Source organism: Rheinheimera soli, from assembly GCF_031457405.1.
Taxonomy (GTDB): Bacteria; Pseudomonadota; Gammaproteobacteria; order Enterobacterales; family Alteromonadaceae; genus Pararheinheimera; species Pararheinheimera soli_A.
This window is the reverse complement of sequence record NZ_JAVDWR010000010.1, coordinates 1-15,275: the sequence shown is the minus strand read 5'-3', so window position 1 is coordinate 15,275 and position 15,275 is coordinate 1. Positions and strand designations below refer to the sequence as shown.

Here is a 15,275-nt window from a genome sequence, read left to right as displayed (position 1 = left end):
TGTGAGTAATACATCAGATCACCACAAGGATCTGACATTAGCCTGTGGATGGTTCTAATCCGAAAGTGCAGCAAAGTCGTATTCTGAATGCTGAACCTTTTGGGTCCTAAATTAACTTTTTAATCTGGTCACTGTTATGAAAAGATTTAAATCCATTTTATTTGCCGTTCTGGGTCTGCTTTGTGTGTTTATGGTACTTGCAGGGGTCAAAGGTGGCCAGATTGCAGCCATGATCGAATCAGGCGAAACTTTTGTGCCCCCACCTGAGTACGTCAGTACTTTTAGTGTGGAACAACAAAGCTGGCCTAATACCTACAATGCCGTAGGCACAGTGCTGGCCGACGAAGGTATTGTGATTGCCGCCGAAGTGCCGGGCCGGGTAAAGAAAATCAGTTTCAGCAATGGTCAGCAAGTCACAGCAGGTACAGTGCTGATTGAACAGGAAGCCACTAACGAGCAAGCTCAGTTGCGCTCAGCTGAAGCCAGTTTAAAGTTAGCCAAAACAAGTTATGACCGTTTGGTGCAGTTACGCCGCACTAATATTGCCACTCAAAGTGAGTTAGACAACGCCAAACAACAACTCGACAGTGCCTCTGCTCAAGTGGATAACTTAAAAGCCACTTTGCAGAAAAAAGTGATTCGTGCACCTTTTGATGGCCGTATTGGTATTCGTCAGGTGGATTTAGGCACTGATTTACAAACCGGCACAGCCATAGTGTCGTTGCAGGCCACCAACAAAGTGCGGGTAAATTTCCCTGTTCCACAAAACTGGCTGACACAAATTACCAAGGGTTTACCTGTTGAAGTGTCAGTCGGCGAAGGCGCTGTGATAGTCAAAGGTGAAATCAGTGCTATTGGTGCGGAAATTAATACCAGCACCCGTAATGTCATAGTGCAGTCAGTTTTAGACAACAGCACTGATGTGTTGATCCCAGGCATGGCCGTCTCAGCCACTGTCACCTTAACCGAACCTCATCAGTTACTGGTGGTGCCAAGCACAGCCATTATTTACGCCCCTTTTGGTGACACTGTATTTGTGGTCGAAAAAGATGATAAAGGCGGCTTAAAAGCTCGCCAGCAATTTATCCGTTTAGGCAAAGCCCGTGGCGATTTTGTTGAAATAATTGATGGCTTAAAAGCCGGCGATCAGGTGGTCAGTGCAGGTGCATTTAAGTTGTTTAATGGTCAGTCTGTGGTGCTGAGTAAAACCCAGCCACCAGAATTTAAAGCTGCGCCAACACCAGCTGATACCTGATATGTGGGCTCACATCCTAAATCATTGATCACCAGCCATTAACAATGAGCAGATTATGAACTTTACCGATATTTTTATTAAAAAGCCTGTACTGGCCATAGTGGTCAGCCTGCTGATATTGCTGGCTGGTTTCCAGTCGATGAGCAATATGACGGTACGACAGTACCCACGTTCAGATATAGCTGTAATCAAAATTACCACAGCTTATATAGGTGCCAATGCTGATTTAGTCCGTGGTTTTATCACCACGCCTATAGAACGGGCTATCGCCTCAGCCGGTGGCATTGACTACATCGAATCTCAGAGCACTATGGGTGTTTCTACTGTCATAGCCCACTTGCATCTGAACTATGACCCACTGAAAGCCATGACGGAAATCAGCGCTAAAGTGAATCAGGTGCGTGGTGATTTGCCACCAGAAGCCGAAGTACCAGCTATTGCCATTGAAGCAGCTGACAGTGAGTTTGCAGCAGCATATTTAAGCTTCAGCTCGGATATCCTGGAGCAAAACCAGATCACTGAGTTTTTAAGCCGCTCAGTACAGCCGCGTTTAATTGCCATCAGCGGCGTACAAAAAGCCGATATTTTAGGTGGCCGTACTTTTGCCATGAGGGTCTGGTTAAAACCGGAGCGTATGGCGGCTTTAGGCATCACAGCTTCGGATGTACGCGCAGCTCTGACCGATAACAATGTGCAGGCCACTATAGGTCAAACCCGTGGTGCTTACACTCAGGTGAATTTACGCGCCAACACCGATATGAAAGGTGTGGACGAATTTAAACGCATGATTTTACGTCAGAATAACGACGGTATAGTTCGTTTGTCTGATGTTGCCGACGTTGAACTCGGGGCCGACGACTACAATGTTGATGTGAATTATTCAGGTGAAACCGCCGTCTTTATGGGCGTCTTTGTCGCGCCTAATGCGAACTCGCTGGATGTGATTAAAGCTGTTACCAAAGAGATGGAAGCAATCCGGGCCGAACTGCCTGGTGGTTTAACCGGCGAAGTCTCTTATGACGCCACTAAATATATTGAAGCCGCCATAGACGATGTAGTGAAAACACTGGCTGAAACCCTGCTGATTATAGTGGTAGTGATTTTCCTGTTTTTAGGCTTCAGTCGCTCCGTGCTTATTCCTATCATCGCTATTCCGCTGTCGCTGATTGGTGCCATGTTTATTATGAAAGTCTTTGGCTTCTCCTTAAACCTGCTGACCTTATTGTCGATAGTTCTCTCTGTTGGTCTGGTGGTGGACGACGCTATTGTTATGGTGGAAAACATTGAACGCCATATTCAAAATGGCCTGAAACCATTTAAAGCAGCTTTAGTGGCGGCCCGTGAACTAGGTGGCCCTATTATTGCGATGACAGTGACGCTGATTTCGGTCTATGTGCCCATAGGTTTACAAGGCGGTTTAACCGGTACTTTATTCCGCGAATTTGCTATTACATTAGCCGGCGCTGTGACTATTTCAGCTGTGGTGGCTATCACATTGTCGCCTATGATGGCATCCCGCATGTTAAAGCCTCATACCAACAACAGAGCACCACTGGATGGTATTTTCAATAAATTCCAGGGCTTTTACAGTCGTAAACTCGAAAGCAGTTTAAACAACAGAACAGGGGTTTATGTATTCTGGATTGGCATTATGTTGCTCTGTGTGCCTTTATACAGCATGTCACCCAAAGAGCTGGCACCGATGGAAGATCAGGGCGTTATTTTTGGTATAGTCGACTCGCCTGCCAACTCTACTGTGGATCAGTCGTCTTATTACGGCAAATACGTCAACGAAGCTTTTATGTCAGTGCCAGAAACCGACTTTACCTTCCAGATCACTTTCCCGACTGGTGGTTTTGGTGGCATGGTAACCAAGCCATGGGCTGAACGTGAACGCACTGTGTTTGAAATGCTGCCTGAAGTGCAACAGAAACTGGCAGAAATATCCGGTGTACGGATATTACCTATTACACCTGCAGCCTTGCCAGGCGGTGGTAACTTCCCGGTTGAGTTTGTGATTGCCTCTACTGCGGACTCACAAGAAATTTACGACTATGCGCTGAAGCTGGAACAAGTGATGCGTGAAAGCGGTATGTTCCCGTTCCAGCTGATTGATATGAAAGTAGATCAGCCTGAGTATCAGCTGAATATTGACCGCGATAAAGTGGCCGATTTAGGCTTGAATATGCGGGATGTAGTGCAGGATCTGGGCACTTTATTGGGTGGTGGCTACGTCAACCGCTTTAATATGTCGGGCCAAAGCTACAAAGTGATACCACAAGTGAAACGTCTGGAGCGTTTAACACCGGATGATTTAACCAACCTCTATATCAAAGGCCCTGAAGGCCAGATGATCCGGGTCGATCAAATCGCCAGCCTGAGCCACAGCACAGTGCCACGCAGCATTAATCGTATGCAGCAGCTCAACGCAGTGAAAATCAGTGGTGTGACGATAAAGCCGCTGGATGAAACTTTAACCTTCCTCGAAACTGAAGCGAAGAAGTTACTGCCAAGTGGTTATTCTATTGATTACACAGGTGAATCGCGCCAGTTAAAACGTGAAGGTAATACCTTCCTGCCAGCCTTTACGCTGGCGGTGACTATGATATTCCTGGTGCTGGCCGCTCAGTACAACAGCTTCCGTGATCCCATCGTCATTCTGCTTGGTTCAGTGCCGCTGGCGCTCTTTGGTGCTCTGGTCTTTACCTTCCTGAAGATCCCGGCGCCAATGCCATTTTTCACAGATGCTTTTACCAGTACGCTCAATATCTATTCGCAGGTGGGTTTAGTCACACTGGTGGGTTTAATTGCACGTAACGGTATTCTGGTGGTGGAATTTGCCAACAAGCTGCAGGAGCAAGGCAGAACCAAACTGGAAGCCATTCGTGAAGCTTCTGTACTGCGTTTACGCCCTGTAGTGATGACCAGCTTCGCCACTATTGCCGGCCACACGCCGCTGATATTTGCTGAAGGTGCAGGCGCTGAAGCCCGGAATTCGATTGGTATAGTACTGGTACTGGGCATGACCATAGGTACCTTTATGACGCTTTTTGTTTTGCCTTCGGTTTATATGCTGATTGCCAAAGATCACAGCCATGACAAAGTTATGCTAGAAGATGATGAAGAAGAGCATCAGGTGAAACCAGCCTGACCATTACTGGTTGAACGAAGGGCTGACTCAGGTTAGCCCTTTTTTTTGCAGATCCTGCAAGTTTACGGAGCCAGCAAGGAACCAAATTCTTCCTGTGATACAGCTTTTGACCATAAATAGCCCTGAGCACAACTGCACCCCGCCTGCTGTAGCAACACCAGGCTTTGTGTGTCTTCCACCCCTTCGGCCACAGTATGTAAACCTAAACTGGTTGCCAGCTGAATAATGCCGTTGACCAGTGCTAAGTCTTTTGCATTGTGACCAATGCGGGCAACAAAAGAGCGGTCTATTTTTAAACTGTTCAGACTAAACTGGCTTAAATAGCCCAGATTGGAATAGCCGGTGCCAAAATCATCAATGGCAAAGCGCACACCCAAAGCGGACAACTGATCAATTTGTTGTTTCACTAAGGCCGTATCATCAATCAGCACAGACTCGGTCAGTTCCAATTCCAGCCAATGCGCCTCTAAACCAGTATCTGCCAGCACTTGTGTCACCACTGCAGGTAAATCACCTTGTTTAAACTGCATAGCGGAAATATTCACCGCTATACCTAAAAGAAAACCTGACTCTTGCCATAGCTTTACCTGAGCACAGGCTTTTTGCAGCACAAAAAGCCCAAGCTCCTGAATTAAACCGGTTTCCTCTGCCAGAGGTATAAAAACGTCTGGTGGAACAACCCCCAGTTCTGCATCAGACCAACGCAATAAGGCCTCGGCCCCACTGATCTGATTGGTTTTTAGATCATAGGTCGGCTGGTAGGCCACAGTAAAAAGCTGCTGTTTTACCGCCACACGCAAGCGCATCATCAGGTTAAATTTATCCAGCTGTTGCTGCTCCATGTCAGAGTGATACCAGCAAAATCTGTTACGGCCCATTTTTTTTGCCTGATACATAGCCGTATCCGCTTTTTTGCACAGCAGATGAAAATCAGTGCCATCTTGCGGAGTTCTGGTGACCCCAATAGAAGCTGACAGCTGAACTTTATGCTGCTGTACTACAAACTCTTGTTGGCAACTCTGTAATAAGTTTTGAATGCGTTGTTCAAGCTCAGCCGGATCTTTCCACTGGCTTATAATCACCACAAACTCATCACCACCAAAACGACTCAGTACATCCTGTTCTGACAACTGGCTTTGCAGCATTGCCGCCAGTTGTTGTAATACTTCATCACCAGCCTGATGACCCAGCGCATCGTTAATAGGTTTAAAATTATCTAAATCAATAAATAACAAAGCCACAGATTGCTGTGCACTGGCAGCCACAGCACGCTGAAAACCCAGTTCACACTGAGTTCTGTTCACCAGACCTGTCAGCGGGTCGTGCTGAGCCAAACGCTGAATTTCCAGCTGAGATTTCACTACCCGTTCGTTTTCTTGTTTTAACTGCAGCAACACATCTTTGGTATCCCGGGCTATCAACCTCATGGTTACACCACTGACCAACAACAGAAGATTTAAGGTAATAAATGTATTTAATGTGGCCACAGCAGGACTAAAAGAAAGCCAGTTATACAAAGATGCCAGGGCCAAAAAGGAACAAAACAGCAGGATAAAACCAAATAACAGCAGATAAAAACGCCGGCCACTGTACATAGCCGCATAAGCCAGCACCAGCGGATAACCCAGAAGCATCAGATCAAAAATACCTGAGTTGATACTGATCAGACTACAGATCATTAAAGTCAGCAGCCACAACAAGGCGCCAATGGCAAAGCGGATTTTACGCCGCTGCAGCAAGATTAAAATACAGGCCAGCCCCACAGCACTCGTCAACAAAACCGCAGAAGAAAGAGGGCCGGAAGCAACTGAGCCACTTATAACAGCAAGCAGACAAATCCAGACAATTTGTTTCAGTCGCTTTAACTGTTTAGCAGTTAAAGCCGCGATTTCAGAGCCAGCTGAAAATTCAAATAAGGTCCACTGCTTCATATTTTGCCTTGTCTCTGCATTGCCAGCATACTGCTGTCATTTCCCATTAGAAACGATAAAACCTGCAATACCCGGCTGGATATCCAGAATACCAGACTGCTAACAAATTAATACAGTCAGAGTTGGGTTAATTTGTTATGAACATAGTTTCAGACCTTTGCGGTATGAATAAAAACACCGGCACTAAGTCCGGTGTTTTATCGTTCAAATACGGCTTATTGATTACATGCTGTAGCGAACGCCTAAGGCAAAAGTACGGCTGTATAAGGCAGTACCAAAGTTGCCTGTGGTTGCATTATTACCATAATAACTCTGATACAACTCGTTGGTCAGGTTGGTGCCATCCAGCGTCAGTTCAAACTGTTCTGTCAGTTTGTAGCTTAACTGAAAGTCCATACTGGCCTCTGACTTGTTGCGCCTTTCCAGCGGATTAGCAAACAAAGCCGCTTCATAGTTCGCCAGGAAACCTTCACGCCATGAATAGGACAATCTCATGCCTAAATCATTTTTATCGTACGCCAGTACCACACTGTAGGACGAATCAGAGACACCAAACAGATCGGTGTCTCTGTAGCCCGTGATCTCGCCTTCACTATTAGTATCAGGTGTGGTTTGTGACGAAGACAGGCGGGTATAACTGGCCTGCACACCAAAACCATCCAAAGCTTCAGGTAAATAATCAGGGAACCAGACCAAACCAATTTCAGCACCTGATAATTCCCCGGCAGAGGCATTGTATGGCTGAGTTAATACAAACTTGTAAGGTGTTGGATCAGTGGCCGATTTTGGCGCTGTGACTGAACGGCGGAAACCTACCACAAAACCGTCAATATCACGTCTGAACACAGTACCGTACAAAGAACTGGCTTCAGCAAAGTACCACTCCAGTGACAGATCGTAGTTTTTTGATTCTGTTGGTTTTAAATCAGGATTGCCACCCCCTGCAGTGCCATAGCCTATGCCTGTAACGTCTTCGTTATAAATAATCAGCGGGTTTAAATCACCAAAACCCGGATAACGTAAAGTTTCGGTGTAAGCAACACGGGCTTGTAAGTCGTCGGTCAACTGATAACGGGCAGACAAACTTGGCAGAATTTTACGGGTTTTGCTTTCACCCGCCGTGGTGTTTTGTACTGTGCCAGGAGCGCTTTCCTGATAGAAGGTAGAATCTGTGTCTATGCCGGTGTAGCGGGCGCCCACTTCACCATTTAACGCACGACCTGCAACTTCTGTTTCAAATTTACCCTGTAAATACAAAGACAAAGTGGTGGCGTCTATATCAAAAGAACGCTGTAAATCCAGTTTATTCATGCCATACAAAGCACGAAACTCGTCTGCGTTGTCGCGAAGGTGATATCCATTCGCCACAGCCCATGAAGTTGGCACTTTGGCTTCACCATCCATAAAACCACTATTGATCGAAGCCAAACCATCCAGAGTGGCTACATTAACACCACCACCACCGCGATCCTGACGGCTAAACGAGGTAGTTGCCCCCCGTTTGTCATAACGCACACCAGTTTCCATTGTGGTAAAGAAGCCATCCAGCCGGTACACCAAATCTGAGGTAAAGGTAAGCGCATCACCTTCGTCTTTATTGGCGTTGTCGTACATACCATCAATCAGGTAAGCCGATGGATCCGCCATACTGGATTCATCCACTGCTGCAGTGGCAGGATTATCTTCAAAGTTAAAGCCCGGAATACCGGCATTGTCATTAAAATCGACATTCAATCTGTAGCTGTTGCCTGGACGCACAAAACGCATCGCAAAAAAGTCGCTGTTGTATTCACTGTCCTGAACCACTAGTTCAGATTTCAACGTCATATAATCTGATAATTCCCAACGGCCACCCAAAGCATGCAGGTAACTGTCGGTTTTACCTGTTGCTAAATCACCACTGGTAAAAACCCATGGGTCGTTCACCGAACGTGACTTCACTATGTTCGTGCCCGGATGCAACTGCACATTAGCTGCAGCTGTGGCCTGTGCCGGAGTCATACCAGCATAACCGCCCCACCAGTCGGCAAATGAAAACAGCAGACTGTTAAAACCTTCATTACGAAACCCGTTATAAAAGGACTCAAACACGTATTCTGATTTTTCATCAGGTGCAAATTGCAGCGAAATATTCGCAGCAGGACGCTCACGTTCACCGTTGTAATCGCTTTGGAATACCGCATCACGGCTCAGCATATAAGGTGTCGCCACACCATTAATATCCAGTGTCGCCCCACTAGTGGACGGCAGACCTGCTAACAAGCCTGGTTGCCAGATTGGGTTCTCAGCCACGCCAGGTTTATCCAGAAAAATACGCTCATAAGGGGTAAAAGGCGCAGTAGGGTTTGCCGTCATAAAAGGCAACATAGCGCCTGCCGTCACACTTTGATCTCGATAACGCATTCTGGAATAAGAGACGTTCACCAAAGCACCAAAGTGACCTGAATCCAGCTGCCAGTTATTGCTGGCTAAAGCACTGAAGGTGGGGTTAACTTCTTCATTTTGTTCGGTATAAATACCACGGGCATTGGCAATAAACTTAGCGCCGTCAAAATCAAAGGGTCTGTGGGTTTTTACATCAATAGAACCTGCAATACCACTTTCAATCTGACTGGCAGAACGGGTTTTATACACATCAACCTGTTTAAGCAAACTGGCAGGAATATCCTGCAAAGCCACAGCAGTGCCCGATGCGGTAAAAATATTGCGGCCATTGACTGTAGTGGTGATATCACTTAAACCACGGATTGAAACTGCAGCCACTTCGCCTGAAGCACGGTTGGTTACCTGCACACCTGTGACACGTTGCAAGGATTCAACCACGTTATTATCCGGAAACTTGCCTATGTCTTCAGCCACTATGGCATCAACAATTTGTTCGTTGTGACGTTTTACGCCCAAAGCCTTATTCAGACTGCCACGTATGCCTTTGACTTCAATGATTTCTACTTCTGTTGCTTTGTTATCTTCCTGCGCTGCAGTAACTGGCTGGCTCATCAGAACAATAGCCATAGACACCGCACTGCTTAAGACGGATCGCTTAAACATGAGCTTCTTCTCCCCTTGTCGTGGTTTTATTACACCTTCCCGGTCAAAACACAACAGACCTTCGAGGCATTTTTTTATCATTTCTCAAATCATGCTATTGTATGACTAATAGACTGTCAACTAAGAGATGAAGAAAAAACTGGCGGTTCAATTTCAGGGAATATCAGAAGAAGGGGGAATAAAACTCAGGAAAACACGGGGAAATGCGATACAGATAGCAGCGGAGCGACTCCGCCGCTATCTGACAGCACAGCAAGTGAGGTTACCTTCAACTGTCATTGTAAAATGGCAGCAACATTGTTTTGCACCCGGCTGTATTTTTTAACGACAGCAGGTTGCTGTAACAAAGCCTGTAGTTGCTCTACTGTTGTTTTCACATGCTCTGTCTGCCAATGTGCTGTTTCAGCCTGGCTATCTGACCATAACTCCCAGGTAGACAATCTATTCAGATCTGTGGTGCAGGCCAGTATTTCATAACTTTCGCAGCCATCCTCCAGCACAGAGTCAGTAGCCAAATGGCTTAAAAGTAACTTCGCTTCTTCAATGCAATGGGGCTGAACGAACAACTCCGCCGTGACATAAACTTTTGTCATCTCAACTTCCTTAAAAATGCACAACTATCTGGTAAAACACTAAGGTTTTGCATGGAACAGGCTGCCTTTCTGTTGAGCAGAATCCAACCTCAGGCACTACGTTTTATCACTAAAAACACGCCAGACACCATCATGGCTAAACCCAGTAAACGCTTGCCGTCTAACAAGGATTGCTGCGCCCCCAAAAGCCCATAATGATCAATTAAACTAATGGCAATCAACTGCCCCAAGAGCACAAAAGAAATAGCGTTGCCTACGCCATACTGAGGGGTCACCCAGGTGACACTTAATACATAAAAGGCCACCAGCAATCCTCCCAGATAAAAATACCAGGGGATATTGGCGCGAAATATGTTGCCTGGAACACCTTCTGTTTTTAACAAAAACGCAAATGACAGAGTAAAACCAACAAAAAATAACAATGCAGTCGCCAATGCAGAACTGCCAAGCTTAGCCCCCAAATGGCTGTTTAACGCCGCCATTACTGGTATACCTATGCCAGCTGTCAGCATCAAGGTTGGAAACAACAAATTGCTCGCCATGACTTTAAACTCCAGGTTTAAATGGGAGGTTCCGCGTCAATTAAGCTGCGGAACCTCGGATCATTTAATGACTTAATTGTTTAACCATGGCTTTGGCTACATCATCAGCACTAGCCGGATTCTGGCCTGTAATAACACGGCCACTTTCAATCACAAACACCTGCCAAGGCTGCACTTTGCGGTATTGCGCAGCAGCGCGGGTTAAAGATTCTTCCATTAAATATGGAATATCATTAATAGTGCCGTAGTCGATTTCTTCCTCGCGGGTAAAGCCAGTGACAATGTGACTTGCCAGCAATTTTTCACCAGAACTTAAGGTAATTGGCAATAAAGCTGCAGGGCCATGACATACGGCACCTATCACCCCGCCTTTCTCGTAGTGAGATGCGGCCAGCTTAGCGAACTCTTCATTGCTTGCCAGATCCGATAACAAGCCAAAACCACCAGGGTAAAAAATGGCGTCGTAGTCTTCGATGTTCAACTGATGCACAGGCACAGTGTTATTCATCTGATTCTGAAAATTCACATCACTCAGAATCTGGCTATTCACTTCATCACCTTCGATGTCAGTGCCATAAATCGGCGCTTTGCCACCTTGAATCGACGCAATTTCATAATCCAGCCCACTTTGCATAAACACATGCAAAGCATGCGTCAGTTCAGGGGAATAAGTGCCATTGGCCTGGTCTGTGGTACCCAGGGTGGCATGGTTAGTTACAACTATCAGTACTTTTTTCATGATGATGTCCTTTGTTTAACGGTTGATGTTTTGACAACGGAAGCAGTTTATTTCTTTTCCCATAAGATGATAATTAGGTAATATGGCAAATCATCTTTGCTGTACAGCAACAATAAAGAACCACCACACGAGGAGCCAGCAATGGATAACTTTGAAGGTTTAATTGAATTTGTGGCTGTGGCTGAAGGGCAGGGCTTTTCCAGCGCAGCAAAACGGCTAGGATGCAGTGTCAGTCATGTCAGCCGTCAGGTGTCCCGGCTTGAACAGCGTTTAGGCTCAGCCTTGCTCGCCCGCACTACCCGCCAAATCAGCTTAACCAAAGCCGGACTGACCTACTATCAGCAGTGCAAAGATTTGATCAATGGGCTGGAGCAAGCCAATGAACAGGTAAGCTCCCAGCAATTTCAGGTCAGTGGTACATTGCGAGTCAGCGGTGCCGGGCCATTTGCCGAGCAATTTGTCGCTCCGGTATTAATGTCTTTTGCCGAACAACACCCCAACCTGACCATTGAAATGGATTTTAATACCCGCATGGTAAATTTTGTCGATGACGGTTTTGATTTTGCTATTCGTTATGGCGAATTAAATGACTCAAATCTGGTGGCAAGAAAACTGGCCAACAGGCCCATGATGGCAGTCGCAAGCCCTGACTACCTAAAGCAACATGGCACACCAAAGCATCCGGCCCATTTAAAAAACCACCACTGTATTATTTCCAATAATGACCATTGGCTGTTTAACAATGCCGGCACTGCGGAAAGTATTAAAGTCAGCGGACGCTGGCGCAGTAATAACGCTCACGCCGTTGTGATGGCCGCTGAACGGGGATTGGGCATTGCCTATATGCCCAAAAGTAGTTTCAAAGCTGCAGTGGAGCAAGGCCGCTTAGTTCCTGTGTTGGAATCGTATTGGGGCAAAGGAGCCAATAGCTGGATTGTGTATCAGAACAAACGATTTCTACCGCTGCGGGCAAGGCTGGCCATTGATTACTTAGTGCAACATTTTGCGGATTGGGCTGAGTAAAGCCATAAAACAAGCCAGCACTGAGGCTGGCTTGTGTTAGACCAAAACTTACTGCTGCAACGATTTATCCCGTATCGCTTTAAACTCTTTTCCTAAACAAATGGGTCAAATCTAATGTGATGATCCCAGTGGCAAAAGATGGTTAATCTGACTTAACTCTTGCGTAACAGTGATCAAAACTTCAGCGTCGAACGTCTTATCCATACTAAAGTGCATAGCAATAAAACAGACCAATGACCAAATGAACCGCCACCAGAGCTGTCAGTTGAGTCATTACTTCCTTTACCTTTAATAACTCCTGAAAAAGCCGCATTGACAGATAAACCAGCAGGGTCTGTGGCAGTAATAGTAAAACTGTAACTGCCCGCCACAGTTGGTGTAGCCACAATATGAGTGTCTTCACGGACAAAACCTGCAGGCAGAGTGGAGATTTGGAAACTCAAAGCATCCCTGTCAATGTCTTCAAATACTTCATAAAAATCTAAGATATAAGTATCTCCAATATCGAGATTATTAATCAGCTGTCCCGATTTAATTCTTGGCGTATCATTTACATTATGCAAAGAAAATTCATAGGGTAGACTTAAATCCCACATATCTTTGCTGAAGGTGAAATTCAGATAGATTTTTGGGTTATACAGAGCCAAATCGTTTGATGTATTCAGTGGCCAGCGTGCGTCACCAGTTTTAGGCTCAAGAAAACGCAGACTGCCCAAATTAGGATTGGCTGTTTCATCTGCATTAACAACGAACCCGGTTAACGATGTCAGATGATTATTCAAATCTAATGTAATTTTCTCGTCCTGAAGGGCGTCAACCACTATGTCATTACTGGTGAAATAAATCTCCGGCAGATCCAGACGATGCCATACGAGTTCGTCCTCCGATGACGTCAGTACATAACCGTCTTGAGTCGCATGACGTAAAGAACCTCTCAAATTTACGAGTGATGAATTCTGGCCTGGTCTTATGGCAAGGGCAATAGTATAGTTTTCGTTAAATCTGAAGAACTCAAAACTGTTGCTGTGGCATAAAATATCTGTGCGCCCCAGGAAAAGACAATCGCCGGATAAATTCGGGCTTGAAGGAGTCTCCACAAAAGTTCCGGTTCCATCAGATAGTCGTATTTGAGCTTTCTGGCCCACTACCAGGTCTTCATCCTTTACATAAAAAAGAGGTGGTCTTTCAAACTGTTTTTCAGTCAGAGCAACACTCCAGCTTTGCTGTAAGCCAGAAGAAGTTAGAGCGAACATTGAAGCGGTAAACCTTGGCTCGCTGGCTGCTTTTTGGTAAACCAGTAAACCATGTTTAGTTGCCACTTTGTATTGCATCTGCTCAGGCAAAAGTAGCGATTGACATTTAGATGCCTCAAAGTTACTGACATTTGAACAACTTATGAAAATCCCATCTGAAGTGTGTAGCAGCAATGTATCTTCAAGTTCGAAGTAATTCATGTCGTAAATACTGGAGCTAAAGCCATGAGGGTATGGCACTTCTATCTGTCGGAACTGCTGTTCCGGAGTCCATAACCCCAAGTACAAAGTATTGTGACGAATACCTGCAAACCACCAGTTGTATTGATGATAAGCAGTTGCAGCAATATTCACTTGCTCATAATCAGCAGTCATTAACTGCGCATAACCACGAACAACAGGCATTTTGGATGAGTCATTCAACCAGATTTGTTTAGTGAATCCACCAAAAACAACAGCATTTACTTCAGGAAAGGATTCAGACACATGATTAGAGACTCCCAACTTGTGCTGCCAGCTGTTTCCTCTGAAATCATAAAGGTCTGAATCAGAGGCTTTCAACCATTCATCAAAACCGATAAAGATCCTGTCACCGACTTTATGTAAAAAAGATGAAAAATCTTTATAGTCGATTAACCCGACAGCTCTATTAAAAGATGAAAACTTAAATTGCTCAATCAGATGTCCACTGCTGTCCAAACGGATAACCTGTCTGGTAGCTGAGGGCTCTTGATTTTCATATTTATCAACCAGAAACAACGAATCTGTGGAGTTCTGATAAACCGCTGCAATTGAAGAAACTGAGCTAATTTCTGTCAGAGTTGATAGATCTAAGGTGATCATTTTGAATAATCCAGCATCGTACACAACCAAAGCTGAGCTATCTGGATTTAAATAAAGAGGTTCGACCTCAAGAATTGTCTCGAACTGGTAATTCAAACCATTTTTACGGTAAATTGCAGTTTCATTCGACCCACAGTCCACGACCAGCCATTGGCTGGTCATAAGAAAGTTTGTTGGAAAACCACAACGCGGAGGATCCAGCTCCTGAAGTCTGATTTGACCGTCACTTAAAGTGAAAACCGATACAGTGTTTACATATTGGTTTGCTCCATGACTTACAACACCAGAATCATCAAGCGCAGCGACCATATTTGCACGTTCACCCACAGAGTAAGCCAGTGGCAGCTCTACCGCATTTTTTATATAAGGAGTAGATTCCGAGAGTTCAAAAGCGGTAATTTTGTCCTGTTCGATCGTCCATAAATGTTGACCCGTCACGGCAAAATCATAAATATACTTCGACGGCAACTCACTGTCATCAGGCACGATAAAGCGAAGATTCACCCATTGGCCGTTAACAAACTCAGTTTCCATAAACTTATTGTTTGATAAAAACCAAAGACGATTAGCCTGAGTCAGGCTATAGCCATCAATATCACTAGCATTGAATACGGTCTGTCGTTGAACTTCTGCAGAAAATGACTGCGCAATAAATAAATTCAACAATCCAACCACTAAGACTCCTTTCCAGAACAACGACATACACACCTCTTTAGCTTCACTGGATCAGTAACTTACAAATAGCTTAAAAAATAAAACTAACTACATGCTAACGTATTTTCAATAGCGCTGTAGATAGTAGTTAACCTGAACTCGGGATAAGAAAATTTGAACTAACGGCCCTCCACATGATCGGATCTTTCGACCAAGAGAAACCCCATCACACAGAGGGCCTAT

Annotated in this window: 9 protein-coding genes; 3 read left to right on the top strand and 6 right to left on the bottom strand. The window is 45.2% G+C overall.

The genetic code is table 11. The features are described 5' to 3' along the window. The first annotated feature begins 136 nt into the window (after positions 1-136). Positions 137-1,255: an efflux RND transporter periplasmic adaptor subunit gene (locus J2W69_RS13975; RefSeq protein ID WP_310279560.1), complete on the top strand. Its 1,119-nt coding sequence runs from the start codon at positions 137-139 to the stop codon at positions 1,253-1,255. 55 nt (positions 1,256-1,310) lie between these two features. Further along, positions 1,311-4,406, top strand: a complete 3,096-nt coding sequence (locus J2W69_RS13970) for an efflux RND transporter permease subunit (RefSeq protein ID WP_310279559.1) — start codon at positions 1,311-1,313, stop codon at positions 4,404-4,406. A gap of 62 nt (positions 4,407-4,468) precedes the next feature. On the opposite strand, the gene J2W69_RS13965 is transcribed toward J2W69_RS13970, so the two are convergent. The 5 genes from J2W69_RS13965 to J2W69_RS13945 form a co-directional block, all read right to left on the bottom strand. Beyond that, positions 4,469-6,337 carry a putative bifunctional diguanylate cyclase/phosphodiesterase gene (locus J2W69_RS13965; protein ID WP_310279556.1) on the bottom strand — a complete coding sequence of 623 codons (1,869 nt, stop codon included), beginning with the start codon at positions 6,335-6,337 and terminating at the stop codon, positions 4,469-4,471. A gap of 222 nt (positions 6,338-6,559) precedes the next feature. Next, positions 6,560-9,385: a TonB-dependent receptor gene (locus tag J2W69_RS13960; RefSeq protein WP_310279554.1), complete on the bottom strand. Its 2,826-nt coding sequence runs from the start codon at positions 9,383-9,385 to the stop codon at positions 6,560-6,562. 275 nt (positions 9,386-9,660) lie between these two features. Next, positions 9,661-9,978 (bottom strand): putative quinol monooxygenase, encoded by a 318-nt coding sequence (locus J2W69_RS13955; protein WP_310279552.1) that lies wholly within the window; start codon positions 9,976-9,978, stop codon positions 9,661-9,663. A gap of 89 nt (positions 9,979-10,067) precedes the next feature. After that, positions 10,068-10,520 carry a DMT family transporter gene (locus J2W69_RS13950; protein ID WP_310279550.1) on the bottom strand — a complete coding sequence of 151 codons (453 nt, stop codon included), beginning with the start codon at positions 10,518-10,520 and terminating at the stop codon, positions 10,068-10,070. 64 nt (positions 10,521-10,584) lie between these two features. Next, positions 10,585-11,259, bottom strand: a complete 675-nt coding sequence (locus tag J2W69_RS13945) for a type 1 glutamine amidotransferase domain-containing protein (protein ID WP_310279549.1) — start codon at positions 11,257-11,259, stop codon at positions 10,585-10,587. A 141-nt stretch (positions 11,260-11,400) separates the two neighbouring features. On the opposite strand from J2W69_RS13945, the gene J2W69_RS13940 reads away from it, so the two are divergent. Further along, positions 11,401-12,282: a LysR family transcriptional regulator gene (locus J2W69_RS13940; RefSeq protein ID WP_310279547.1), complete on the top strand. Its 882-nt coding sequence runs from the start codon at positions 11,401-11,403 to the stop codon at positions 12,280-12,282. Between the two features lie 173 nt (positions 12,283-12,455). Here J2W69_RS13940 and J2W69_RS13935 read toward each other — a convergent pair whose 3' ends face one another. After that, positions 12,456-15,080, bottom strand: coding sequence for an Ig domain-containing protein (locus J2W69_RS13935; RefSeq protein ID WP_310279545.1), 2,625 nt, complete (start codon positions 15,078-15,080; stop codon positions 12,456-12,458). Positions 15,081-15,275 lie beyond the last annotated feature (195 nt).